The sequence below is a fragment of the Marinobacter sp. bablab_jr003 genome (genome assembly GCF_016464245.1).
Lineage (GTDB): Bacteria > Pseudomonadota > Gammaproteobacteria > Pseudomonadales > Oleiphilaceae > Marinobacter > Marinobacter vinifirmus.
The window spans coordinates 39,258-64,970 of sequence record NZ_JADARC010000108.1 but is presented as its reverse complement, the minus strand read 5'-3'; the positions used below and the strand labels follow the sequence as shown (position 1 = coordinate 64,970).

Annotated in this window: 21 protein-coding genes; 14 read left to right on the top strand and 7 right to left on the bottom strand. The window is 58.2% G+C overall.

Features of this window, described 5'->3' with window-relative positions:
- Window positions 1–7: 7 nt before the first annotated feature.
- Both glgA and glgB read right to left on the bottom strand, forming a co-directional pair.
- Window positions 8–1,456, bottom strand: a complete 1,449-nt coding sequence (gene glgA / locus H3Z84_RS11215; protein ID WP_199457515.1) for a glycogen synthase GlgA — start codon at window positions 1,454–1,456, stop codon at window positions 8–10.
- Complete coding sequence (gene glgB / locus H3Z84_RS11210; RefSeq protein ID WP_199457514.1) at window positions 1,453–3,348, bottom strand: 1,4-alpha-glucan branching protein GlgB; 1,896 nt, start codon at window positions 3,346–3,348, stop codon at window positions 1,453–1,455. The genes glgA and glgB overlap by 4 nt, the downstream gene beginning before the upstream one ends.
- A 210-nt stretch (window positions 3,349–3,558) precedes the next feature.
- Here glgB and glgC point away from each other — a divergent pair, with 210 nt between their 5' ends.
- The 6 genes from glgC to glgP all read left to right on the top strand — a co-directional run bounded on the left by glgC (window position 3,559) and on the right by glgP (window position 11,729).
- Complete coding sequence (gene glgC / locus H3Z84_RS11205) at window positions 3,559–4,818, top strand: glucose-1-phosphate adenylyltransferase (RefSeq protein WP_228285824.1); 1,260 nt, start codon at window positions 3,559–3,561, stop codon at window positions 4,816–4,818.
- Complete coding sequence (locus tag H3Z84_RS11200) at window positions 4,808–6,535, top strand: glycoside hydrolase family 57 protein (RefSeq protein WP_199457512.1); 1,728 nt, start codon at window positions 4,808–4,810, stop codon at window positions 6,533–6,535. Before glgC ends, H3Z84_RS11200 begins: the two co-directional genes overlap by 11 nt.
- Window positions 6,532–7,926 carry a 4-alpha-glucanotransferase gene (malQ, locus tag H3Z84_RS11195; protein ID WP_199457511.1) on the top strand — a complete coding sequence of 465 codons (1,395 nt, stop codon included), beginning with the start codon at window positions 6,532–6,534 and terminating at the stop codon, window positions 7,924–7,926. Before H3Z84_RS11200 ends, malQ begins: the two co-directional genes overlap by 4 nt.
- A 122-nt stretch (window positions 7,927–8,048) precedes the next feature.
- Window positions 8,049–8,408 carry a PilZ domain-containing protein gene (locus tag H3Z84_RS11190; protein WP_199457510.1) on the top strand — a complete coding sequence of 120 codons (360 nt, stop codon included), beginning with the start codon at window positions 8,049–8,051 and terminating at the stop codon, window positions 8,406–8,408.
- A gap of 28 nt (window positions 8,409–8,436) precedes the next feature.
- On the top strand, window positions 8,437–9,207 hold the full coding sequence (locus tag H3Z84_RS11185; RefSeq protein ID WP_199457509.1) for an SDR family NAD(P)-dependent oxidoreductase: 771 nt from the start codon (window positions 8,437–8,439) through the stop codon (window positions 9,205–9,207).
- Between the two features lie 17 nt (window positions 9,208–9,224).
- The gene (gene glgP / locus H3Z84_RS11180; RefSeq protein ID WP_199457508.1) at window positions 9,225–11,729 is read left to right on the top strand and encodes an alpha-glucan family phosphorylase; all 2,505 of its coding nucleotides are present in this window, start codon (window positions 9,225–9,227) and stop codon (window positions 11,727–11,729) included.
- 2 nt (window positions 11,730–11,731) lie between these two features.
- Here the strand turns inward: glgP and H3Z84_RS11175 are convergent, their stop codons facing one another.
- Window positions 11,732–13,150: a TrkH family potassium uptake protein gene (locus H3Z84_RS11175; RefSeq protein ID WP_094623981.1), complete on the bottom strand. Its 1,419-nt coding sequence runs from the start codon at window positions 13,148–13,150 to the stop codon at window positions 11,732–11,734.
- Window positions 13,151–13,406: 256 nt separating this feature from the next.
- Between H3Z84_RS11175 and H3Z84_RS11170 the strand changes: the two genes are divergently transcribed.
- The gene (locus tag H3Z84_RS11170; protein WP_022988260.1) at window positions 13,407–13,946 is read left to right on the top strand and encodes a porin family protein; all 540 of its coding nucleotides are present in this window, start codon (window positions 13,407–13,409) and stop codon (window positions 13,944–13,946) included.
- 58 nt (window positions 13,947–14,004) lie between these two features.
- Here the strand turns inward: H3Z84_RS11170 and nhaD are convergent, their stop codons facing one another.
- Window positions 14,005–15,258, bottom strand: a complete 1,254-nt coding sequence (gene nhaD / locus H3Z84_RS11165) for a sodium:proton antiporter NhaD (protein WP_199457507.1) — start codon at window positions 15,256–15,258, stop codon at window positions 14,005–14,007.
- 228 nt (window positions 15,259–15,486) lie between these two features.
- Entirely contained in the window at window positions 15,487–15,861 is a 375-nt protein-coding gene (locus tag H3Z84_RS11160; protein WP_199457506.1) for a hypothetical protein, read from the bottom strand.
- 202 nt (window positions 15,862–16,063) lie between these two features.
- On the opposite strand from H3Z84_RS11160, the gene H3Z84_RS11155 reads away from it, so the two are divergent.
- Entirely contained in the window at window positions 16,064–17,332 is a 1,269-nt protein-coding gene (locus H3Z84_RS11155) for a tyrosine-type recombinase/integrase (protein ID WP_199457505.1), read from the top strand.
- 12 nt (window positions 17,333–17,344) lie between these two features.
- Here the strand turns inward: H3Z84_RS11155 and H3Z84_RS11150 are convergent, their stop codons facing one another.
- Together H3Z84_RS11150 and H3Z84_RS11145 are read right to left on the bottom strand one after the other, a co-directional pair.
- Entirely contained in the window at window positions 17,345–18,793 is a 1,449-nt protein-coding gene (locus H3Z84_RS11150; RefSeq protein WP_199457504.1) for a malate:quinone oxidoreductase, read from the bottom strand.
- Window positions 18,794–18,857: 64 nt separating this feature from the next.
- Window positions 18,858–19,430: a hypothetical protein gene (locus H3Z84_RS11145; protein ID WP_199457503.1), complete on the bottom strand. Its 573-nt coding sequence runs from the start codon at window positions 19,428–19,430 to the stop codon at window positions 18,858–18,860.
- A gap of 123 nt (window positions 19,431–19,553) precedes the next feature.
- On the opposite strand from H3Z84_RS11145, the gene H3Z84_RS11140 reads away from it, so the two are divergent.
- The 6 genes from H3Z84_RS11140 to H3Z84_RS11115 all read left to right on the top strand — a co-directional run bounded on the left by H3Z84_RS11140 (window position 19,554) and on the right by H3Z84_RS11115 (window position 25,683).
- Complete coding sequence (locus H3Z84_RS11140) at window positions 19,554–20,609, top strand: NAD(P)-dependent alcohol dehydrogenase (protein WP_199457502.1); 1,056 nt, start codon at window positions 19,554–19,556, stop codon at window positions 20,607–20,609.
- Window positions 20,610–20,740: 131 nt separating this feature from the next.
- A complete protein-coding gene (locus H3Z84_RS11135; protein WP_199457501.1) occupies window positions 20,741–21,709 on the top strand; it encodes a beta-ketoacyl-ACP synthase III in 969 nt (322 codons plus the stop codon).
- A 109-nt stretch (window positions 21,710–21,818) separates the two neighbouring features.
- Window positions 21,819–22,820 (top strand): thiosulfate ABC transporter substrate-binding protein CysP, encoded by a 1,002-nt coding sequence (cysP, locus tag H3Z84_RS11130; RefSeq protein ID WP_199457500.1) that lies wholly within the window; start codon window positions 21,819–21,821, stop codon window positions 22,818–22,820.
- 9 nt (window positions 22,821–22,829) lie between these two features.
- The gene (gene cysT / locus H3Z84_RS11125) at window positions 22,830–23,702 is read left to right on the top strand and encodes a sulfate ABC transporter permease subunit CysT (protein WP_199457499.1); all 873 of its coding nucleotides are present in this window, start codon (window positions 22,830–22,832) and stop codon (window positions 23,700–23,702) included.
- Window positions 23,703–24,560, top strand: a complete 858-nt coding sequence (gene cysW / locus H3Z84_RS11120) for a sulfate ABC transporter permease subunit CysW (protein WP_058340951.1) — start codon at window positions 23,703–23,705, stop codon at window positions 24,558–24,560.
- A gap of 1 nt (window position 24,561) precedes the next feature.
- Window positions 24,562–25,683, top strand: a complete 1,122-nt coding sequence (locus tag H3Z84_RS11115; RefSeq protein ID WP_199457498.1) for a sulfate/molybdate ABC transporter ATP-binding protein — start codon at window positions 24,562–24,564, stop codon at window positions 25,681–25,683.
- Window positions 25,684–25,713: the final 30 nt, after the last annotated feature.

Sequence of the window (25,713 nt, the reverse complement as noted above, 5' to 3'; positions counted from 1 at the left end):
CCTGTGGTTACTGGTTATGCCTGAGCTTGTTGTAGAGGGCGGCGTATTCGCCGGCCCGGTGCTTCCACGAGTAATCTGCGGTCATGCCGTTTTGCTGCAGCTGTTGCCAGGTTTTCCGGTGCTTGCGGGCTTCGAGCGCCCGGTTCACGGCGCGCTTCAGCCCGTGGGCGTTGGGCTCCCGGAAAACAAATCCGTTGGCGTCCCGTACCGGCACCTCGCCGGGGTCCAGTACGGTATCGTTCAGCCCGCCCGTGCCGTGCACCACCGGAATAGTGCCGTAGCGCAGGCTGTACATCTGGTTCAGGCCACAGGGCTCAAACCGGGATGGCATCAGGAAGATGTCCGCGCCGGCGGTTATTTCGTGGGCCAGGGCCTCGTTATAACCCAGCGTAAGTGACAACTGTTCGGGCCAGTCCCGGGCCAGGTGTTGCAGCGCCTGTTGGTAACGGGCCTCTCCGGAACCGAGAATGGCAAACTGACAACCCTTTTCCAGTAAAGTCGGCAGTGCTTCCAGCAGCCAGTCCAGCCCCTTCTGTTCTACCAGACGCCCGACAAATCCCAGCACCGGAGCGCCGTTGACTTCCAGCCCCAGTTTGCGCTGCAGGGCTGCCCGGCACTGGGCTTTTCCGGAGGTATCGTCCGGGCTGTAGTGGAAATCCAGGTGCTGGTCTGACTTCGGGTTCCAGTAACGGTTATCGATGCCGTTCAATATGCCGGTCAAAGCATGGGACCGGTGCTCCAGCAAACCGTCGAGCCCATAGCCAAACTCCGGCGTGCGGATTTCCCGGGCGTAGCTCGGGCTGACAGTGGTGATGGCATCGCTGAACACCAGGCCGCCCTTGAGAAAGGAAAACTGGCCGTGAAATTCCAGCTGGTCAAAACGCCAGAGATGATCCGGCAACCCCAGCGCCCTGAACGTTTCATGCGAGAAAAGGCCCTGATACGCCAGGTTATGGATGGTAAAGACAGTGGCGGGCGCGTGCTTGTCGTTGTGCAGGAACACGGGGATCAGGCCGGTTTGCCAGTCGTTGCAATGCACGATATCCGGCTTCCAGGATAACCCCAGTTGCCCCAGCGCCATCATGGCCCCGATACGGGCAAACAGGTGAAAACGATGGGCGTTGTCCCACCAGTCTTCACCGTTTTCGTTCTGGTACGGGCTGTCACCTTGCCGGTCGAACAGGGCCGGACAATCCACCAGCCAGAGCAGTACCTGGGTCTCCGGCACCTGGGTTTGCCAGAGTGATACATCGTATTGGCCGAAACGGAAGCGGGCCTTGCGCTGAGAACCGGCGTCCCGGGCCGCCTTGAGTGCAGCGGGATAACCCGGTAGCAGGATCTGGCAATCGTAGCCGAGCCGGCACAGGGCTTCCGGCAGGCTGCCGGACACATCGGCCAGGCCGCCGGTCTTTACCAGGGGAAAGACTTCGCTGGTGGCAAACAGAATTCGGGTCATGCATCGGCCTTCAGAATAATCAGCCCCAAGGGTGGCAGGGTAACCTCCACCGACGCCGGCCTGGCCATCCAGCGGGTGTCGGTGGCAGTCAGGGTAAACGGATTGCCCAGATTACTGCCGCCGTAGTAGGTGGAGTCGGAATTGAAGATCTCCTGCCAGTTGCCGGCCAGGGGAACACCAATCCGGTAGTGATGCCGGGGCACGGGGGTAAAGTTGACCAAGATCACCAGGGCCTCGCCACCGTGCTGGTCCGGTTTGCGCAGGTAGCTGACCACCGACTGGGTGGAGTCGTGGCAATCAATCCATTCAAAACCGGCTGCATTGTAGTCCAGCCGGTGCAGGGCAGGTTGTTCCCGGTACAGGCGGTTAAGGTCCTGCACCAGTTTGTGGATGCCCTGATGCCCTTCGTGTTGCAGCAGGTGCCAGTCCAGCTCCCGTTTTTCACTCCACTCCTGCCGTTGGCCGAACTCACCGCCCATAAACAGCAACTTGGCACCCGGGTAGGTGAACATGTAGCTGAACAGTAGCCGCAGCGATGCCCGTTGTTGCCAGTCGTCTCCGGGCATTTTCTGGATCAGGCTGGATTTGCCGTGTACCACTTCATCGTGGGACAGCGGCAGCAGGAAGTTCTCGGAAAAGGCATACAGCAGCCCGAAGGTGAGCTTGTCGTGGTGGAATTGCCGGTAAACAGGGTCCTGCTGGAAGTAGTGCAGGGTGTCGTGCATCCAGCCCATGTTCCACTTCAGGTTGAAGCCAAGCCCGCCGACTTCCGGTGGCCGGGTAACCTGGGGCCAGGAGGTGGATTCCTCCGCCATCATCAGCACCCCGGGGAAGCGGCCCTGGCACACCTGGTTGAGCTCCCGAAGGAAGGCAATAGCCTCCAGGTTCTCGTTGCCGCCGTATTCGTTCGGCAACCAGTCTTCTTCATTGCGGGAGTAATTCAGGTACAGCATGGAGGCAACGGCATCTACCCGCAGGCCATCCACATGGAAGGTGTCCAGCCAGAACAGGGCACTGCCAATCAGGAAGTTTTTAACTTCATGGCGGCTGTAGTTGTAGATCAGCGTGCCCCAGTCCTGGTGCCGGCCCCGGCGCGGGTCTTCGTGTTCGTACAGGGCGGTGCCGTCGAACTTTGCCAGGGCGTGTTCGTCGTCCGGAAAGTGTCCGGGAACCCAGTCGAGAATTACCCCGATATTGTGTTGGTGGCACTGGTCAATCAGGTAACGAAGGTCATCCGGGCTGCCGTAGCGGCTGGTGGGCGCGTAGTAGCCGGTGGTCTGGTAGCCCCAGGATTCATCCAGGGGATGCTCGGTCACCGGCAGCAATTCAATATGGGTGAAGCCGGTCTCCAGTACATAGGGAATCAGCTGCTCTGCCAGCTCCCGGTAACTCAGCCAGCGACCGGAGCCGTGGTGGCGCCATGAACCGGGATGCACCTCGTAAATGGAAATGGGGCTGCGTTGCCAGTCAAACCGGTTGCGGCTTTCCAGCCAGTCGCCATCTTCCCAGCAATAGCCCCGGCGCTCGGTAACCCGTGCGGCGGTTGACGGCCTGAGTTCGAAGGCCTGGCCGTAAGGATCCGTTTTGGTGAGCTGGTGACCGTCGCGGGTTGTAATTGAAAACTTGTACAGGGCGTCAACCTGGACTTTCGGTATGAACACAGACCATACGCCGAATCCTTCATGCAGCTGCATGGCGTCTGCGTCGGCCTGCCAGTGATTGAAATCACCGACGACACTGACAGCCTTGGCACTGGGGGCCCAGACCGCAAAACGCACACCTTCGGTGCCTTCATGGGTCATGGGATGTGCGCCAAGCACATTATAGATATGCCAGTGCCGGCCTTCGGCCAGCAGGTAGAGGTCGAACTCGCTCAGGGTGGGGCTTTCCATAGTCCTCGGGTTCCCGTTCAGAATGGTACGGCTGGAGGTTAGACCATTGGACGTTTTTGCCGCTGATCGAAAAATGACCTGAGACAATATTACGTCATAATTGAATGGTAGTGTTCTAGAATCTTAGAAATCGTCAATGCAGTGTCTATTACCGTTCGCTCAGAACGGGCAGAAGACCAAGCGGGTTTTCAGGGAAGCAGAACTATGCAAATGGCAAAGCGTTACGTCAGCCGCCTGACACGGCAAACCCTCGCGCTGGTGCTGGCCGGGGGCCGGGGTAGCCGGCTGGAAGACCTCACCAAGTGGCGGGCGAAGCCGGCAGTGCCTTTCGGCGGCAAGTTCCGGATTATCGATTTTCCACTCTCCAACTGTATCAACTCCGGCATCAACCAGGTGGGTGTGATTACCCAGTACAAGTCCCACTCATTGATTCGCCATATCCAGCGGGGCTGGGGCTTTTTGCGGGGCGAAATGGGGGAGTTTGTGGAGCTGCTGCCAGCCCAGCAGCGCATCGAAACCTCCTGGTACGAAGGCACCGCCAACGCAGTACTGCAGAACCTCGACATTATCCGCAGCCACAATCCGGAGTATGTGCTGATCCTGGCGGGTGACCACGTTTACAAGATGGACTACGGCACCATGCTGGCCGCCCATGTGGAGCAGGAGGCAGACGTTACGGTCGGTTGTATAGAAGTGCCCCTGGAAGACGCCAGGGCCTTCGGGGTGATGTCGGTGGACGACAAGCTCCGGATTACCGAGTTTGTTGAAAAGCCGGACAACCCCAAACCCATGCCCGGGCAGCCGGAAAAAGCCCTGGCTTCAATGGGCATCTACGTGTTTAGTACCAAAATCCTGTTTGATGAGCTGCTGCGGGACCACGAACTCAGCACACTGTCATCCCACGATTTCGGCAAGGACATTATCCCGTCCATTATCGAACGCCTTCGGGTGTCTGCGTTTCCGTTCCGGGACCCGGTCAACAACAAACCGGCCTACTGGCGGGATGTCGGCACCATCGATTCGCTCTGGCAGGCGAATATGGAGCTGATCGGCGTCAGCCCTGAACTCAACCTGTACGATTCGGAATGGCCCATCTGGACCTACCAGGAACAGATGCCCCCGGCCAAGTTTGTGTTTGATGACGATAACCGGCGGGGCTATGCCGTAGATTCCATGGTCGCCGGCGGCTGCATTGTGTCCGGCGCGCAGGTGCAGCGTTCACTGCTGTTTTCCAAGGTGATTGTCCATTCCTTTTGTACTGTAGAAGACACGGTTATTTTCCCCGATGTGGATATTGCCCGAAACTGCAAAATCCGCCGGGCGGTCATCGACCGGGGCTGCCGGATTCCGGAAGGGACCCGTATCGGCTATGACACAGAACAGGATGCCAAACGCTTCTACGTATCACCCAAAGGCATTGTGCTGGTAACCCCGGAGATGCTGGAGCAGGACTACCCCCATGGCCTCTGACCACCGCACACCGGTCGTGCTTTGCTGGCACATGCATCAGCCGGACTATCAGGACCAGAGCACCGGCGAATTCCTGTTCCCCTGGGTGTACCTGCATTGCATCAAAGACTACGCCGACATGGCCGCCCACCTGGAAGCCCACCCGGATGCCCGGGCCGTGGTGAACTTTGCGCCGGTGCTGCTGGAACAGATTGAAGAGTACCTGGTGCAGATCGAGTGCTGGCGACATAAAGGCACCGGTATTGGTGATCCGGTACTGGCAGCCCTGGTGAGCGAGTCCCTGCCGGAGCCCGGTTCGCCCGGCTTCCTGGATCTGATGGACAAGTGTCTTCGGGCCAATGCCGACCGAATCATAAAGCGTTTCCCCCCGTACCGCAGGCTGTCTGAGCTGGCCGGTTTCTATCGCGCCCGGCCGGATATACAGCGCTATATCTCCGCCCAGTTCCTGGAAGACCTGCTGGTGTGGTACCACCTTGGCTGGATGGGAGAAACCGTTCGCCGGTCTCACCCCGTTATCCGCAGCCTGCAGGAAAAAGGCCATCAGTATTCCCGGGAAGACCGGCTGGCCGTGCTGGATGTCATTGCCGAGCTGTTGGCAGGCATCGGCCCGAGATACCGGCACCTGGAGCAGAACGGGCAGGTAGAACTGGCAATGAGCCCCTGGGCGCACCCCATCATGCCGCTGCTGCTGGACCTGAAATCCGCCAGTGAAGCGATTCCTGATATCCGGTTGCCCGAACACGGGCACTACCCCGGAGGAGATCAGCGGGCGGGATGGCACCTGGAAGAGGGCAAGAAAGTGTTCCAGCGGTTTTTCGGAAAACAGCCCACCGGTTGCTGGGCTTCCGAAGGCGCGCTGAGCCAGTCACTGTTACCCCTTCTGAATGACCATGGATTCCGCTGGACCGCCAGTGGCGATTCCGTGATCCATAACAGCATGAAACTGGCCCGAAACAAAGGTGCCGACGATGGCGGCGGCAGTATCCACCGGCCATTCCGGTTCGCTGAACAGCCGCTGACCGTGTTTTTCCGTGATGACGGGTTGTCTGACCTGATCGGCTTTACCTATGCCAACTGGCACGCCCGGGATGCCGTGGGTGACCTGGTACATCACATGGAGAATATTGCGAAGGACAACCGTAACAATGCCAATGCGGTGATTTCGGTGATTCTGGACGGAGAGAATGCCTGGGAATACTACCCGGAGAACGGCTACTACTTTCTGGACGAGTTGTACCGGGTTCTGGAGAACCATCCGGATCTGAAACTGACCACCTACCGGGATTACCTGGATACTCCTGACTGCCAGCCCGAGGGCCTGCCTCACCTTGTTGCCGGCAGCTGGATTTACGGAACCTTCTCAACCTGGATTGGCGACCCCGACAAAAACCGTGCCTGGGATTTGCTGTGTGAAGCCAAGCAGCATTACGACAAGGTGATGGACAACGGCTCGTTAAACGCAGAACAGAAGGCGGCGGCTGCACGGCAGCTGGGCTTGTGTGAGGGTTCGGACTGGTTCTGGTGGTTCGGGGATTACAACCCGGCTGCTGTGGTGAAAGATTTCGAACACCTTTACCGGCGCCACCTGGTCAACCTGTACGATGCCATCGGATACCCGGCACCACCGAGCCTGTTCCAGCCCCTGAGCCAGGGCGGTGGCGAGCCAGCCCGGGGCGGCGCCATGCGGCCGGGGCACGAATCGGGTGAGGATGCATGACTCAAGCCCTGCCGCCCGTTTCTGTGTTTTCCCGGCGCCGTGCCGGTGTGCTGCTGCACCCGACAGCCTTGCCGGGCAGCCACGGCAAGCTGGGCGAAAGCGCTCGCAGGTTTGTGGACTGGCTTGCAGCGGCCGGTGTAACGGTGTGGCAAACGCTGCCTATCGGGCCGACCCATCCGGATCTTTCACCCTATCAGTCGCTGTCGGCCCACGCCGGTAACCCGGAGCTGATCGACTTCAGGGAACTGCCCGGCAAGCTGGAAAGCCGGGAGATTGACGATGCCTGGCCACAATTTCTGGCCAGCCACAGCCATTGGCTGGATGACTACGCACTGTTTATGGCCATCCGGGCCAGATACCCGGGGACAGCCTGGCCGGACTGGCCCGACCCCCTGCGACGGCGCGACTCCAGTGCACTGGCAGAGTTTTCCCGGGCCAATGAATCAGCCATCGAACAGGTGAAATACGAGCAGTTCCTGTTCCACCGGCAATGGCATGCGCTCAGGCAATACGCCCGGGACCGGGGCGTGCTGATGTTCGGGGACATTCCCATCTTTGCGGCCCATGACAGCGCCGATGTCTGGGCCAATCCGGAGCAGTTCAAGCTGGATGAAAACGGTCAGCCGCTGGCAGTGGCTGGCGTTCCGCCGGATTATTTTTCGCCGGACGGCCAGCACTGGGGTAACCCGCTTTATAACTGGCAGGCCATGGCGCGGGATGGTTACCGGTGGTGGCTCAGCCGCCTGGCCAGCCAGCGGGAAAAGTTTGATCTGTTGCGAATCGATCATTTCCGGGGCCTGCAGGCGTTCTGGGAAATTCCTGCCAGTGACCCCCGGCCGGTGAACGGCTACTGGGTGCCAGGCCCGGGGGATGACTTTCTGTCGGCCTGTTTCCGGGAACTGCCGGACCTTCCCCTGGTAGCCGAGAATCTCGGCATTATCGGCGACGATGTGGAGCAGTTGCGCCACCGTTTCCGGTTGCCCGGTATGACGGTTCTGCAGTTCGGCTTTGACGGCAGCCCGGGCAATCCACACCTGCTGCATAACCACAGGGCGGAAGACCTGGTGTACACCGGAACCCACGACAACGACACCACCCTGGGCTGGTACCACAGCCTTGATGAGCGCACGCGGCAACACGTAAACCACTACCTGAGAATTACCGGCGAAGAGGCAGCGCAGATGCCCTGGCCAATTATCCAGGCTGCCATGGGATCGGTCTCCGGGCTGGTGGTTGTGCCCGTACAGGACTTGCTGGGCCTGGGCTCTGATGCCCGATTCAACACCCCCGGTACCATCGAGAACAACTGGATATGGCAGCTTCCAGAGCATTATCAGGAGCTTGTGGATATTGCCCGGCTCAGGGAAACGGTTCAGCTATACGGGCGGTAATGTTGCTCCGGTTATTTATTGATCAGAGTCAAGTTGATCAATAAACAAACAGATATAACTGGTGAATGAACAGGTCTAACCTGTATCCGCCAGAAAACAAAAGTTTGTGAAAGGGGGCTCTAATGGAACACCGTCTTAGCCAGCGAATTGAAGGGGAGTTGCCTATACTGGTGTACAAGCGTGGTATGCCTGTAGCCACCGGGGCGATAAAAGATGCGTCCAGGCGGGGGCTTTTTATTGTCACCGGCTTTGATGATGTGCGGCTGAACCAGGCCCTGCACTTGTCGTTCCGGTTTCCCGAGCAACCCGATAAACACCATACGCTGAAGGCCCACGTGGTTCGTAGGGCCGACCAGGGGCTCGGCGTCGATTTTGACAGCGCAGAGAATGACGCAAGGGTCATTTCCGAGCTGATACTCTGGCTGGAAGACCACAAAGACGCAGACGGCCGCGCAGCCCTCAGACATCGCAAGATTCACTGAAAACCCGAAACGAAAGGAAGAAACAGTAATGGCTAGACTGGAAGGCAAGGTAGCAGCGGTAACCGGCGGAGCATTGGGCCTGGGCCGGGCCATGGTGGAACGGATGGTAGAGCAGGGCGCGGCAGTAGGTGTGCTCGACGTGCTTGATAAAGAAGGCGAAGCCCTAGTGCAGGAACTCACCAAAAAAGGTTTCCGGGTCGCTTACTGGCATTGTGACGTGGCCGATGAAAGCCAGGTGAAAGCAGCGCTGGATGGCGTGGCCGAGCGCTTTGGCAAGCTCAACGTTATGGTGAGCAATGCCGGTATCTCCGGTGCCAACAAGCCGACCCACGAAGTGACCGAGGCAGAGTGGGACAAGGTTCAGGATATCAACGTAAAGGGTGTGTTTTTCTGCACCAAGCACTCGGTTCCGCACATGCTGAAAGCCGGAGGCGGCAGCATCGTCAACCTGTCCTCCATTTATGGCCTGGTAGGGGCACCCGACGCACCGCCATACCATGCCTCCAAGGGTGCGGTACGGCTGATGTCCAAGACAGATGCCATGATCTACGCCAAAGACCGAATCCGGGTGAACTCTGTACACCCCGGCTTTATCTGGACACCGATGGTAGAGGGCCACATGAAAACCACCGGAGTGGATCCGGAAGAGGCCAGGAACGCCACCGCCGCCCTACACCCGCTGGGCCATATGGGCGAGCCGGACGATATTGCCTGGGGTGTGGTTTACCTGGCGTCGGATGAATCCAAGTTTGTAACCGGCAGCGAGCTGGTGATCGACGGTGGCTACACCGCACACTGACGGCTTGAGGCCAGCCCATGACACTTGCCGCCTATTCCATGCGGGCCCTGCCAGACCAGTTGTCGGGGCTTATCTCCCTGGCACTGGACCTGCGCTGGACCTGGCATCACGGCGGCGATCAGTTATGGCGGGCCCTGGACGAAGAAGCCTGGGAAGCCACCCATAATGCCTGGCTGGTGCTCAACGGGGTTGCAGTGGAGCACCTGCAGGCGTTATCCCAGGATCCGGATTTCCTGACGCTCTATCAGGAGCAGGTCAGCCGGCACGAAGAGTTTACCCGGGCTGCCACCTGGTATTCGGATTCCTGCAATAACAATCTCGATGGCGGAATCGCCTGGTTCTGCATGGAATATGGCGTTTCCGAATCCCTGCCTCTGTACAGTGGCGGGCTCGGAGTACTCGCTGGCGATTTCCTCAAAGCTTCCAGTGACCTCGGTGTTCCGGTGATGGCCGTGGGCCTGCTGTATCAGCAAGGATACTTCCGGCAAGCCCTGAACACGGCAGGCGAACAGATCGAATTCCATCCCTACAACGATCCCACCATGTTGCCGGTATCGCCCTTACGGGACAGCAACGGCGAATGGGCGAGGGTAACCGTGCCTTTTCCCGGAAGGGAGGTTCGGCTTCGGGGCTGGAAAGGCCAGGTGGGGCGTTGCGAGCTCCTGCTGCTGGACAGTAACGACCCCCGCAACGAACCCGGCGACCGGGGTATCACCAGTGAACTTTACAGTGGCGACCCGGAAAAGCGCCTGCAACAGGAAATGGTTCTGGGCATCGGAGGCTGGCGTTTGCTGGAGCTTCTGGATCGGAAACCGGCACTTTGCCACATTAACGAAGGCCACAGCGCCCTGGCCCTGGTAGAGCGGGCCCACCAGTGGCAGCGCAGCCAGCAAACCGATTTCGAAGTCGCCCGCGTTGCCACCCGGGCCACTAACCTGTTTACCACCCACACTTCTGTGGCCGCCGGGTTCGACCGTTTTCCCCGCGCACTGGCGGCCCTGTACCTGGAACCCTGGCTTTCCGGGCAGGGCAACCGCCTGGAGAACCTGCTGGGCATCGCCAATGGTGGCACATCAGACCTGAATATGGCGGGGCTGGCCCTGGGCATGAGCGGCCGCTTCAACGGTGTCAGCCGGATACACCAAAAGGTGACTCAGACCATCTTCCAGCCCTGGTTTGGTCGCTGGCCCACGCCGGATGTCCCTGCAGACTACGTGACCAACGGAATCCATACCCCGAGCTGGGATTCTCCGGAATCCGACCAGCTCTGGACTCGCGCCTGTGGCAAGGACCGCTGGCGCCAGCCAATGCTCGAACCGGAACCCATGTGCGACGTTGATGACCTGTCTATCTGGGAAATGCGCCGCAGCCAGCGCCGCCGGCTGGTGGGTTATCTGCGCAAACGCCTGCACGCACAACATTGCGAACACAACTACGGCAGCAACCCGGACGCCGCCTGCGGCCTGTTGCTGGATGCAGAAACCCTGACACTGGGTTTCGCACGGCGGTTCACGGCCTACAAACGCCCGGACCTGTTGCTGAAAGACCCGGAAAGGCTGGTCCGGTTACTGACCAACCGTGACCGGCCCCTGCAGATTGTGCTGGCTGGCAAGGCACATCCGAAGGACAAGGTTGGCAAGGAACTGATCCGGCGCTGGAAAGCCTTTTCGCAGCGCCCGGAAGTGGAAGGCAAGGTAGTGTTCATTGAAGACTACGACCTTGCCGTGGCCGGCCAGCTGATTCAGGGCGTTGATGTGTGGCTGAACACCCCGAGCCACCCGTGGGAAGCCTGTGGCACCAGTGGCATGAAAGTTCTGGTGAACGGCGGACTCAACCTTTCCCAGTTTGATGGATGGTGGGCGGAAGCCTGGAACGATCAGGTTGGCTGGGCGATACGGCCCGGGGCCAGCTTTGAAGAACTGGCACTGGATGGCAGCCATGACGACTCGGATGCCCGGGAACTTTATGAACTGCTGGAACAGCAGGTGATTCCGGAATTCTACCACCTGGATGACAAGGGCTTGCCCGGTACCTGGCTGCAACGCATCCGTGCCAGTATGGACCAGCTGACCGCCCGCTATTCGGCAAACCGCATGGTGCGGGAGTATGTTTCCGACTTTTACCTGCCGATGGCGGCCCAGGGTAACGAGCGCACTCCGGAAATCGCGGCCGAGCTGGTCGCCAACCGAAAGAACGTCTGCCGGCACTGGCCAAAACTCAGGTTTGGCGAACTGACCGAACAGACGGGTGACAACAGCCAGACCTTTTCACTCTGCGTTTACCTGGATGGCCTGGGCCATGAACAACTGACGGTGGAACTGGTGGCGGAAGCGTCGGAGTTCGGGCCAAGACTGGTGCAACCCATGGCTATGGAGCATGCACTGGAGGGATCAGAAGACAGCTATCTGTATCGGGCAACCGTGCCCCCGCGCCCGGCAGGCCACTTCACTCCGAGAATCCGGGTAAAGGATGCCCGCCTGAACCTGCCGCTTGAAGACAGCCACATCCTTTGGTACCGATAGAATCAGCCGCGCCAGAATCCCGGTGATAACACAATCACCACGCTGAGAATCTCCAGCCGGCCCATCAGCATACCCACCGAAAGAATCCACTTGGCGGCATCCGGCAGCGGGCCGAAGTTACCGGCCGGGCCGATAATGTCGCCCAGTCCAGGCCCAACGTTGGTGAGCGATGTCAGCGCGCCCGACAGCGAAGTGACAAAGTCCAGCTGCAGGGATGCCAGCAGTACCGTAATAATCAGCAGGCACAGCAGGAAAATAAAGGTATAGGCGATCATCGAGGAGATAATCTCGTCGCTGACCGCCCGGCCGTTGTAATTCCGGGTAAACACCGCGCGGGGGTGCAACAGGCGCATCAGCTGCTCCCGCAGGATGATCAGAGACAGCTGGAAGCGGAAAATCTTCATACCGCCGGCCGTAGAGCCGGAACAACCGCCGACAAACATCAGGAAGAAGAAGGCGACGAACGCCAGCGGGCCCCAGGCTGAATAGTCTTCCGAGGCGTAACCGGAGGTACTCACCACCGAGGTAACGTTGAACAGCGTGGAAACATAGTTATGGAAGGGGTCGAATGCTACCGGCGATACCCACCACCGGTGCAGCGTGAGCAACAGTGGCACTACCAGCAGAATCGCCAGGAACAGGCGTACCTGCTGATCCTTGAACAGCACAAAGTGCTGGCCGTGCATTTCCCGCACAAACAGGAAGAACGGCAAGCTGCCGAGCATCATAAAGAAGGTTGCTTCCATAAGGATCAAGTCGTTGAACTTGCCCATGGACATGTCGGAGGTGGAGAAGCCACCGGTAGCGATACTGGTCAAACCGTGGTTGAACGCATCAAACAGGCTCATACCGGATAACCAATAGGTCGTTACTGCGATGACCGTGAACACCAAATAAACGAACAGAAGGCCACGGCTGAGGGTTTTCATCCGGGGCAGGGCCTTGTCAGTCCACTCCGAGGATTCGGTCGCAAACAGGCGCATTCCGCCCACCCGCAGGAACGGCAGAACGGCAACGAACATACCGATAATCCCGATGCCACCGAGCCATTGCAGAATGGAACGCCAGAGCAGCAGGTCCCGGTCAAAGTTGTCCAGCCCGCTGAACACGGTAGCGCCCGTGGTGGTAATGCCGGAGGTGCCTTCAAACACCGCATCGGCAGCAGAAATACCGTTATCGCTCAGATAAAAAGGCAGGGACGAGAGCAGGGCGATAATAAACCAGCTGGATACGGTCAGAACAAACATGTATCGGGGCTTGAGCTCCCGATTATTGTTGCGGGTAAGCAGGATACCCAGAATACCCAGCACACAGACGATCGCAGCAGACTCTGCAAACGCCATGGCATTAGGCGCGCCAGAGGGCGTTCCAGCCAGGAGAAACACCGGTAACGTCATGAAAGCACTCAAAAGTACAAACATCACGCTGACAATAAAAATAACAGGATTTAGATTTCTCAAGGTGCGCCCGTACCAGCTGACAGTGAGAGGCCGTCAGGATACCCGCGGTGCCCTGTATCCGCAAGGTAACAGCCCGCGTGGCGCAGGATTACCGGCAAATTAAAACACTGTAAATTCCGGGTAAATGCGGAACCTTACTATGGCCACTGCCGTTGAGTTGGTGCAAGTTGATAACAGGAGTGCAACACAGCTCCGTTTTTCACCAAGGAGAAACGCTATGACTATCAAAAAGAATGTTCTGATTGCGTCTGTGGCTACGGCCGGCATTGCCATGGCTGGCGCCGCATCGGCCCAGGATATGTACAAATCTGGCGTTGGAGGTTTGTATGCGGGTGCGAATTACACGTTTATGAACGCGGATTTTGAAGGAATTGGTGATGCCGACGCGGGAACACTGTCCGGCAAGGTTGGTGTAATGGCCACCGAATACTTTGGAGTGGAAGCTCGCGCGGGTTTTGGTGTAGATGACGATACCGTTCGGGGCGTTGACGTTAAACTGGACAACTTCTTCGGCGGCTACGCCACCTTCAACATGGTAAATGAGAGCCCGATTACGCCTTACGGGGTGCTGGGTTTCACCCGTATCGAAGCTGAGGCAGGTAATGCCAAGGACGACGACTCCGACTTTTCTTATGGCGCTGGCGTGAACTTCGCCTTCGCCCCGAACCTGTCCGCGAACCTGGAGTACATGCGTTACTACGATGATAACGATGTAACCGTGGACGGCCTGGGCATCGGCATGCAGGTCAATTTCTAACCCCGCGCCCAACGGCTCAAAGCCCGCCGGAAGCCTCTTCCCGCGGGCTTTTTCATGCTCAGCCGTTAATAAAGGATCCGAGTAACAACACCCCGCCATAGCCCAGCGTATAGGCAGCCAGCAAGTGAAGGGCGTAGCGCATGTAGGTGCCAAAGGTGAGTCCCTGAATCTTGCTCATGGCCACAATGCCTGCGGCAGAGCCGATCACCAGCAAAGAACCGCCCACGCCCACGGCGTAGGTAAGCCCCATCCATTCCGCAGGGCTCATATCAATCCCGGATTTCAGCAGTGCAGCGGTCAGCGGAACGTTGTCGATAATGGCCGAGAAAATGCCCATCAGATAGTTGGCGTAGACCGGCGGCAGTACGTCATAGATGGCAACCAGCGAATCCAGCGCGTGGATTTCCTTGAGCATACCCACCAGCAACAGAATACCGAGGAAAAACAGCAGGGTTTCGAACTCGATCACCCGGATGTACTCCAGGATCGGGTCCAGGTCTTCGTCGCTGCTCATGAACCGGGACACCAGGAACATGATAGAAAGACCGAACAGAAAGGTAAGAACCGGCGGGATGCCAAACAGGGCATTTCCGCTGATGGTGCCGATAATGGTCGCCAGGAACAGAATCGCGATGACCACATCAACCTTTCGCACTTCATTGGAGCTGGCTTGCAGCGTCACCGTTCCGGACAGCCCGCCGGAGAGGAGCACCGCCAGGATAAACACCGTGATCGAAGCCGGAATGGCCAGCGTCAGCAATGTCAGAATCTCTACCTTGTCGGCCAGGAAGATCATCAGCGTGGTTACGTCGCCGGTAATCAGCGAGACACCACCGGAGTTCACCGCAAACACAACCAGAACAATAAATTGCAGGCGTTTCTTGAGTTCAAGGTTCAGGGACAGGATCAGTGAGCAGGAAACGAGGGTAGCGGTGATATTGTCCGCCAGGGACGAGAACACAAAACAGAACAGGCCGGTGAGAAACAGCAACCGGCGTTCCGTCACTTTGCGTGGCATGATCAGATAGATCATGTTCTCGATCATGCCTTTCTTGTTCAGGTAAGCCACGAAGGTCATGGCCGCCACCAGGAACAACCAGAGCCCGGCAATCTCGGCAATACTTTCAGACAGCCCGGCAGAGACCGCGGCAGTTTCATCCGGGCTGACACTGAAAAGAAACAGCAACACCCAACTCAGGGTGCCAAAAAACAGGGTCGTCTTTGCCTTATTAACGTGGATGACTTCTTCGAAAATCACGCCAAGAAGCGCAAGTACCGCAACCGCAATCAGAACAGCATCAAGAACAGGCATATTAGGATCCTGAACCGCAGAAAAGGAATAGCTGCCCCTGAATGAGCCGCCGGGAAAGTCGTTGGCGATTCTAAACCTGTATGGCGCTTATCACAAAGTGTGAGTGGGCAGATCTCTATACTACATTTAACATAATATACATTATACGCAGTACGGTATGGGGGGTATCTGTTCAAACAGGTAAGCCCTTCATGTCGTCAGAATGGCAAACACAGGCCCCGCCGTATTTCACAGAAATGCCTCTAAAGCTTCAATCAGGCCCTGGTGGGGATTCTGCACACGCAGCCGGCCACTTTCTAGCTCTGTGATAACGGTAAAACGCAGAACAACCTTGCCGGCCATCACAATCTGCACGGGCTGGCCCAGATTTGCCCTGGTCATGTCGTGGAGTTCAGTTCGGCCCTGGTCGTCGAGAATAATCCATAGAAGCCCGTCTTCCGAAATCGACGCTTTCTCCACCCGTTCGACGGGCACAGAAAACTCCACGACCGCAGGTTGTTTATCCCATAGCGTCTCTGCACCTGAAATACCTGGAAACGCAAACAGGCACACCGAGAACGCAGCGGCGGTTACCAATCCCGATAAGCCGTTTTTTATATCCATAACTCGCTGTGAAACTCCATTATCGTCGCATCAACTGAAGCAGAGAAATTCCTGAGGCGCCGAAACGCTTGAGAGTTACTGCATGAAGAATTGGCGATAACTCACTGAATTGTATAAACTCTCATTATGTCCAATATTTAGGAGTATTGGACATTTCAGGCTTCCCGACCGTACAACACACTTCGCAAACAAGGCTGCCCAGATGAACGCCAGGCCCGGATTTCCCGGTTTTCCGCTGTTTGACACTGCTGATCTCATCCACGAACAGGCCGAGCTTGCGCTGTATCCCGATCTGCGTGCAGCGCTGGATGCGGTACCCGTCACCCCGGATAAAGCCCGTCAGGACTTCTACACCGCCCGCCGCTTCCTCGAAAAATACAGCGATGTTTCCGGCACATACAACCGTTTTCGAAGCGAAATCCAGCGTTTTCTCAACTACACCTGGCTGATTGCCCGCCGTCACCTTGCCCAGGCAGACAGCGACCTGATCACAGGCTACTTTGCCTTTCTGAAAACCCCTCCGGCTCCCTGGATATCCCGTGGGATCCATTCGGCATTTGTCTCACAAGCGGACCTGCGTCGTTCCAATCCGGACTGGCGACCCATGGCGCTCCGATCCAAAGCCGTACAGGCGCCCTACTCTGTTACCCAGGCCAGCCTGAACGCCAGCCGCACGGCACTGCAGACCTTCTTCAAATACCTGGTGGCCCACGATTATCTGCCCAAAAATCCGATGATTGATGTCCGCAAGCGCGACCGGAACGCCAAACCCAGCCTCAACCAGGACCGGGACGCCGAAGTGCGGCGTCTGACAGACTGGCAATGGTCGTTCCTGCTGGAAACCCTCACCGAACTGGCGGACAGCAACCCGAAATTCGAGCGTAACCTGTTTGTGATCGTGACCATGAAAAGCCTGTTTCTGCGGGTCAGCGAACTGGCACTGCGGCCGGTGGACCGGAACCAGGTGCGTACCCCCTGCTTTGGTGATTTCCGCCGAACCATTGTCGATGGCGAACCCTACTGGGTGTATTCGGTGTTCGGTAAAGGCGACAAAACCCGGCAAGTTACCCTGCCAGACGCCTACCTGGATTACCTGAAGCGCTGGCGAGGCCATCTTGGGCTGCCCTCTCCGTTGCCGGTGCCCGGAGAATCCACGCCCATTCTGCCCTCAGCCAAGGGCGATGCCATCGGCAAGCGCCAGGTGCAACGGATCTACGAACAAGCCATGGTCGCCACCGCGGACCGTATGGAACGTGAAGGGTTCATGGATGAAGCCAGGCAGATGCTGGCGATTCGCTCCGAAACCCACTATCTGCGCCACACCGGTGCCAGCCAGGCCATTGAGGCCGGAGCGGATATCCGCCACATCAGTGAAGAGCTCGGCCACACCAATGCCACCTTCACGGAATCCGTCTACGTAAACTCGGAACAGGCCCGCAGGCGAACAGAAGGCCGTCGCCGGCGGGTGTAACTGCTGGTTCTGTTAAACGATGCCCAGCGATTGGTTTACCCCGTCACGAATTTCGCGGTAGCGCTCGGCATCGTTGGCAAGGATTTCCAGGTTATCTTCCGGAAAGATTTCTTTTAGCTTGCTCCTGGCTTTCTCTGTGTTTAACCGCGCCGGCATCAACTGTTCCAGTGCGCGCAACATCACTTCCGGCGAAACCGAGGCTCCGGGCGATGCACCCAGCAAGGTGCCATAGGTCTTGTCGCTGGAGACGATTATCTCCGTGCCCATCTGCAGGTCGCCATCTTTAATGATCTGTACCCGCTGCCCGGCTTCCACGGCTTGCCAGTTGAACTTGTCACCAAGCCCGGGGGCAAACTTCTCCAGCGAATCCAGCATGCTCTGCTCGCCTTTGAAGGTTTCGGAGACCAGGTATTTCACCAGCGGGAAGTTCTCTATGGCCACGCTCAACAGGCCCGGAATGTCGTGCAGGCGCATGGAACGGAGGTAATCAACAAAGCCCCGTCCTTTCTCAAGAACCGGCTTAAACGAGGCAAACGGCCCGAATAACAGGTAATGCTGGCCATTGGCCACCCGCAGATCCAGGTGCGGAACAGACATCGGGGGTGCGCCCACTTCTGCCCGGCCATAGGTTTTGGCGCGGTATTGGTCCGCCTGCTCCGGCGTAACCGGCGCCTGCAGGAAACGGCCACCCACCGGGAAGCCGGCAAAGCGCCTGGCAAACGGAAGATGGCTCCGTTTCAGGAGCGGGAAGGCGCCACCGCCGGCGCCAACAAACAGTACGTCAGCTTTATATTGGGTGGACGTACCGTTGCGCTCGGTTTCCAGCACCCAGCTACCGGCGGGGCTGCGGTGTGCCCGCTTTACGTGTACACCGTACTCAATGGCCACGCCCAAATCCCGGTCAGCGTACGCAGCCATTTGTTCTGTCAGAGAGCCGAAGTTCACATCCGTGCCGGTTTCAATCACCGTGGCAGCCATCTTTTCATGGCGCGGCCGGCCTTCCATGGTGAAAGGGATCCAGCTTTTTATCTCATCAAAATCATCGGAATACCGCATACTTTCGAAGAAATGATGGCCAGACATTTCCTTGTGCCGAAGCGCCAGCTCTTCAATGAAGGATTCCGAGACCAGGGTGCAGTGCTTGGTCTGGTTGATGAACGTAGAGGGGTCTTTAATGGCACCCTTTTCTACCAGGTAGGCCCAGAATTGCTTGGCCACGTTGAACTGGGCGTGGATTTTCAGGGCTTTCTCAACAGAAATAACCTCGCCATCCACCGGGGTGTAGTTGAGCTCGCAGTTGGCTTCGTGGCCGGTTCCTGCGTTGTTGAACACCCAGGAGTTGCCTGCTCCCGGGCCATCCAGCCGTTCCAGTACGGTGATATCCAGCTCGGGTGCCAGTTCCTTTGCCAGTGTGGCAAGGGTGACACCCATAATGCCTGCGCCGATAACAATTACCTTCATAGCCTGTGCCCGCCCGAGTCGGTTGTAGGAGTTTGTTCATCAAAGCCTTTTGGCCAGTGTACTCCTACTGCTGCATGTGCTCTACATCCTCACGGGCATCACGCAAAAAGGACTCCACGGTTTCTCCGGGCAGAAGCAATTGCTGTTCTATCATCGAATCCCGCCAGTCAGACTCTGCAAAGATGCAGCGGTATTCGTTCGGGAACTCTACATAAAGGCGTTTGAAATACTCCCTTGCCCGCACCTTGTTCGGCTCTTTGCGGCGGGATTCCAGTACAGCCATGTTGTACAGCGCCCCGGCCCTGACCTGGTCCGGCTGGCTATCGTCTTTGTAAATCCGTTCAAGGCGGCTGAGCACTTCATTCACACCGGTCAGCCGGTATTCCCTGAGGATCTCTGTGGCGGATTCCATCACCCGGTCTTCGCCGTGCCGGCAGGGTGAGTTGGCATGGTCCTGCACATATTGATCGACGGCCCGCTCTACTTCATGGCGGTGTTTGTGGTCCTGCTTCTGTTTATACACAAAGCCGGTACCCACGCCGGTGGCGATGGTGCCGGGCATACAGCCGGCTACCAGCCCGGCCAAGGCCAGGGACCCGGCAACGCCGAACGCCCTGAGAGATTTCATCTGTGTCATCTGGTCATCCCTGATGGTCTGGAATACGTAGGTTACAATCGACGAATGTCGGGTAACATACGATAACGGTCATATCGTACCGGTACCGTGACCCCTGTATTAAAACCGAAAAGGAGTAATCGAATGGCAAATACCAAAGCATACGCGGCCACTGCGCCGGATTCCGGCCTGGCCCCCTACGCCATTGACCGCCGGGAGCTGCGTGCCGACGACGTAGCCATCGAAATCGACTACTGCGGTGTCTGCCACAGCGATCTCCACACCGTCGAGAACGATTGGGGCGGCTCGAAGTATCCGGTTATTCCCGGGCACGAGATTGTGGGCCGGGTAACCGCCGTAGGTCCGCATGTAAAAGCCTACAAAGAGGGTGACCTGGTAGGCGTGGGCTGTATGGTAGACAGCTGCCGTACCTGTTCCGCCTGCGAATCCGGGCTGGAGCAATATTGCGATGAAGGCTCTACCATGACCTATGGCAGCCTGGACCGGCACGATGGCACCGTTACCCACGGCGGCTACTCGGAACGAATCGTGGTCAGCGAACGCTTTGTGGTTCGCGTGCCAGAGAAACTGGACCCGGCCGCCGCCGCACCGATTCTGTGTGCGGGCATCACCACCTACTCGCCCCTGAAGTACTTCAACGTCGGCAAGGGCCACAAGGTCGGCGTTCTGGGCATGGGCGGCCTTGGCCACATGGGTGTGAAATTCGCCAAGGCGCTGGGCGCGGAAGTGACTATCTTCACCCGCTCCGAGGCCAAGGTGGCGGAAGCGAAGAAGCAGGGCGCAGACCATGTGATCATCTCTACCGATGAGGCGCAGATGAAGGCAGCGGCCAACTCCTTCGACTTCCTGCTCGACACCATTCCGGTGGCCCACGACCTGAACCCCTACCTGAAATGCCTGAAGCACGATGGCACCCATATTCTGGTGGGCCTGCTGACGCCGGTTGAGCCAGCGCTGCAAGCCGGGCTGCTGGTTACCAAGCGCCGGGTGATTGCCGGTTCCCTGATCGGTGGCATGCCGGAAACCCAGGAGGTGCTGGATTTCTGTGCCGAGCACGACATCACCTGTGATATCGAGATGCTGGACATCCGCAACATCAATGAAGCCTACGAGCGCATGAAAAAAGGCGACGTGAAGTACCGTTTCGTGATTGATATGAAGACGCTCAAACAGGGCTGATCAGCCCGCCGAAAGCGCCCGGGCGGGAAATATCCTGCCCGGGCGGTCTTTGACAATCCGCTAATAACCAATCCGGTTGCAAAGGGTTAGCATGGGTCTATTGTTATCGACTCTGACCCTGGACAAGCCGAATGACCTTTGCACGCATTGCCGGAACCGGCTCCTACCTGCCGGACAACATTGTGACCAACAAGGACCTGGAACAGCGGGTAGACACCTCTGACCAGTGGATCCGTGAACGCACCGGCATCGAACAACGCCATATCGCCCTGCCCGGCCAGACCACCGTAGACCTTGCCGAACAGGCTGCCCTGAGGGCCATTGAAGCCGCGGGCATCGATGCCAAAGACATCGACCTGATTGTGTTTGCCACCACCACGCCCGATAAAGTCTTCCCCAGCTGTGCCTGTATTCTGCAGGCCCGCCTTGGCATCGAGGGCTGCCCCGCGTTCGATATCCAGGCCGTGTGCAGCGGCTTTGTGTACGCCCTGGCCACTGCAGAAAAGTTCATCCGCACCGGCTCCAGCAAGAAGGCGCTGGTGATCGGAGCCGAGGTATTCTCCCGCATTCTCGACTGGGACGACCGGGGCACCTGCGTATTGTTCGGCGATGGCGCCGGCGCGGTTATTCTCGAGGCCAGTGAAGAAACCGGCATTCTGTCTACACACCTGCACGCGGATGGCCGCTATGAAGAGCTGCTGCACGTGCCCTGCGGTGTCGCCAACGACTTCGATGCGGTCAAGGCCGGCAAGGCGTTTGTGGAGATGAAGGGTAACGAAGTGTTCAAGGTGGCGGTAAACACTCTGGGCCGGATCGTCGATGAAACCCTGGAAGCCAACCAGATGGAGAAATCCGACATTGACTGGCTGGTGCCGCACCAGGCCAACCTGCGGATTATTTCCGCCACCGCCCGCAAGCTCGGTATGTCGATGGACCAGGTTGTGGTCACCGTTAACCGCCATGGCAACACCTCCGCCGCCTCTGTGCCCCTGGCGCTGGACGAAGCCGTTCGGGATGGCCGCATTCAACGTGGCCAGGTGGTGTTGCTGGAAGCGTTTGGCGGTGGCTTTACCTGGGGTTCCGCCCTGTTGAAGTACTGACGCATATTCCCTGAGGCACTTTGATTATTTATTTTTAGTATTTTTAGTTCTTAGAAACCTTTGCTAGATTGCTCCTCAGATTCACTGATTCCAATCTGAGGAGCTTTCCATGAAACACCTGCTAAAAGGATTTGCACTGGGCGCTGCCCTGCTCTCCGCCCAACCAGCCCTTGCCGCTGACCGGGAGCTACTCAATACCTCTTACGATATTGCCCGCGAGCTGTTCGCCGCCTACAACGTGGAATTCAAGAAGCACTGGCAGGAAAAGACCGGTGAAACCCTTGAAGTTAACCAGTCCCATGCCGGTTCGTCCAAGCAGGCCCAGGCCATCATTCAGGGCCTGAAAGCCGATGTAGCTACCTTCAATCAGGTAACAGACATCGACATCCTGCACGAACGCGGCAACCTGATCCCCGAAAACTGGGCCGAGCGCCTGCCCAACAACAGCTCCCCCTACTATTCCACCATGGCGTTCCTTGTTCGCAAGGACAATCCGAAGAACATCCAGAACTGGGATGATCTGGTTCGCGAAGACGTGGCCCTGGTAATGCCGAACCCGAAAACCTCCGGTAACGGCCGTTACACCTACCTGGCCGCGCTGGGTTATGCCCAGGACACCTTCGGCGACGATCAGGACAAGGTTGACCAGTTCCTGGCAGATTTCCTTGGCCAGGTACGGGTATTCGACAGCGGCGGCCGTGGAGCCACCACCACCTTCGTTGAGCGTGGCATTGGCGATGCGCTGCTGACCTTTGAATCCGAAGTACTCAACCTGGCCGACCGTCTGGGCGATGAGTACGAAGTAGTCACCCCTAACGTGAGCTTTCTGGCCGAGTTCCCGGTCACCTGGATTGATGACTACGTAAGGCAGAACGGCACCGAAGAACTGGCGAAGGAATACCTGACCCACCTGTATTCTGAAGAATCCCAGCGCCTGCTGGCCGGCTTTAACTACCGGGTTCACAATGAGGTTGTGAAAGCCGAGAACGCCGACCGCTTCAAGGAGCTCAAGCTCAAGTCCATCGATGAAATCGCCGGTGGCTGGGAAAACGCCATGAAGGTTCACTTCACCAGTGGCGGCAAACTCGACCAGCTGCAGCGTCGGCGGTAAGAGGCGAGCATGTCGGTATCCGCTCAAGCAGGCGCCGCCCCCGTGCGGCGCTTTGCCGGTCGAAGCAAACGGGTGTTACCGGGGTTTGGTCTGAGCCTCGGTATTTCTCTGTTCTTTGTCAGCCTCGTATTGCTGTTGCCCCTGACCGGACTGGTCGTGGAAACTTCCGGCATGACCTGGGATCAGTTTGTATTCACCATCACCGATCCCCGGGTAGTCGAGTCCTACAAGGTGACTCTCTGGACCGCGCTGGCAGCCTCGTTGTTCAACGGTCTGTTCGGGTTGCTCCTGGCCTGGGTGCTGGTGCGCTATGAATTCCCCGGCAAGCGGCTGATCGATGCGGTTGTCGACCTGCCCTTCGCCCTGCCCACGGCGGTTGCCGGCATCACACTGGCTACCCTGTTCGCCCAGAACGGCTGGTATGGCCAGGCGCTGGCAAAAGCCGGTATTGAGGTTGCCTTTACCCCGCTGGGTATCGTGGTTGCCATGGCCTTCACCAGCATTCCGTTTGTGGTGCGCACCGTTCAACCGGTACTTGAAGAATTATCTCCGGCGGATGAAGAGGCCGCTGTCAGCCTTGGTGCCTCGGATTCCCGGGTTTTCCGGAAAGTGATTTTCCCGCCCCTGTGGCCAGCCCTGGTGACCGGCATTGCCTTGTCCTTCACCCGCAGCCTGGGTGAGTTCGGCGCCATTATCTTTATTGCCGGCAACACCCCCTATGTCAGCGAAGTGACCAGCCTGATGATCTTCGTGCGCCTGCAGGAATACGACTACGCCGCCGCCAGTGCCATTGCCTCTATGGTCTTGTTGGTCTCCCTGGTGCTGCTGTTCGCCATCAACTTGTGGCAAGGCCGGTATCTGCGCCGGCTGGAGGGTCGATAGATGTCGGCGGAACAGCACAGAGTCGGTGACCAGCCCTGGGTTCGCCGCAGCCTGATCGGCCTGGCGGTGAGCCTGACCGTGATCCTGCTGGTCATTCCGGTGGTGGTGATCTTTACCGAAGCGCTGAGTGCCGGCTGGAGCACCTTCAGCGATAACATTCTGGACGAATACAGCCTGCACGCCATCGGGCTGACGCTGCTGGTGGCCCTGCTGACGGTGCCGCTGAACCTGGTGTTCGGCACGGCACTGGCCTGGGCCGTTACCCGGTTCCGCTTTCCCGGCCGCAAACTGCTGATCACCCTGATTGATATTCCCTTTGCCGTGTCTCCGGTGGTGGCCGGTTTGCTTTACCTGCTGCTGTATGGACGCAACGGCTGGCTGGGTGGCTGGCTGAGCAGCCACGATGTTCAGCTGATGTTTGCCTGGCCCGGCATTGTCATGGTTACGGTGTTTGTAACCTGCCCCTTCGTGGCCCGGGAACTGATTCCTCTGATGCAGCAACAAGGCAGTGAAGAGGAAGAAGCCGGCGTGGTTCTGGGCGCATCCGGCTGGCGGATTTTCCGCAAGATCACCCTGCCCAACATCAAATGGGCACTGATTTACGGCGTGGTGCTCACCAACGCCCGGGCCGTGGGCGAGTTTGGTGCAGTGTCTGTGGTGTCCGGTAATGTTCGCGGACAAACCAATACCTTACCGCTGCATGTTGAACTGCTTTATCAGGATTACAACGTGGCCGGCGCGTTTGCCGCGGCCTCGCTGCTGGCGGCTATTGCCATACTGACACTGATCGCCAAGGCCATTGTGGAATGGCGACAGTCCCGAATTGAACACCCGGCGCCGAAAACAGGAGGTGCATGATATGAGCATCACAATCGATCGCATCAAGAAATCTTTCGGCAAGTTCCAGGCCCTGAACGATGTCTCGCTGGATATACCGGAAGGCAAACTGACCGCCCTGCTCGGGCCATCCGGTTCCGGCAAGACCACCTTGCTGCGGATTATTGCCGGGCTGGAATCGTCGGATTCCGGCCGGGTGCTGTTTGGTGGCGACGATGTCAGTAACCTGCACGTTCGGGACAGAAACATCGGTTTTGTTTTCCAGCACTACGCCCTGTTCAAGCACCTTACGGTCGCCCAGAACATCGCCTTCGGCCTGGAATCCCTGCCCCGCAGGAGCCGGCCCTCGAAGCAGGAAATCAACGAACGGGTAGCGAAACTGCTGGAAATGATTCAGCTGCCACAGCTGGCAGACCGCTATCCGGCCCAGTTGTCCGGTGGCCAGAAGCAGCGTGTCGCGCTGGCGCGGGCCCTGGCTACCAAGCCACGCATCCTGCTGCTGGACGAGCCGTTTGGCGCGCTGGACGCCAAGGTGCGTAAGGATCTGCGCCGCTGGCTGCGTGCCTTGCACGATGAATTCCACTTCACCAGTATCTTTGTAACCCACGATCAGGAAGAAGCACTGGAACTGTCTGACCAGGTGGTCGTAATGAGTCAGGGCAAGGTGGAGCAGGTCAACAGTCCGACTGGCCTGTATGGCCGCCCCGAAAGCCGCTTTGTGTTCGACTTCCTCGGTCACGTAAACGTGCTGTCCGGTGTCGTGAAAGGCCAGAGCCTGGTGCAGGGCAACGCACGGGTAGCCTTGCCCGGTGTGGTAAATAACCAGGAGGCCCAGTTGTACCTTCGCCCCCATGAAGTGCAGCTGGCCAAGGCTCCGGCCGCCCACGCCCGCTTGCCGCTGCGGATCGAAGCCATCAGCCTGATTGGTTCGGAGGTGCGCATCGAGCTGGCTCCTGAAGGCTGGGAAAGCAATGAAATCTGGGAAGTGGGCATGAGCCATGGCGAGTTTGCCCGCCATAACCCCACCCGGGGTGAATTGTGGTACGCCATCCCTGCGGTGGGTCACCTGTTTGCCGGAGACAGCGCCCAGCCGGAAACCGTCGACTGGCACAGCACGGCCCATGCCAGCGCTGCCAATATGTGAGCGTCCCGGCCATCGGATCTGATTGAAACA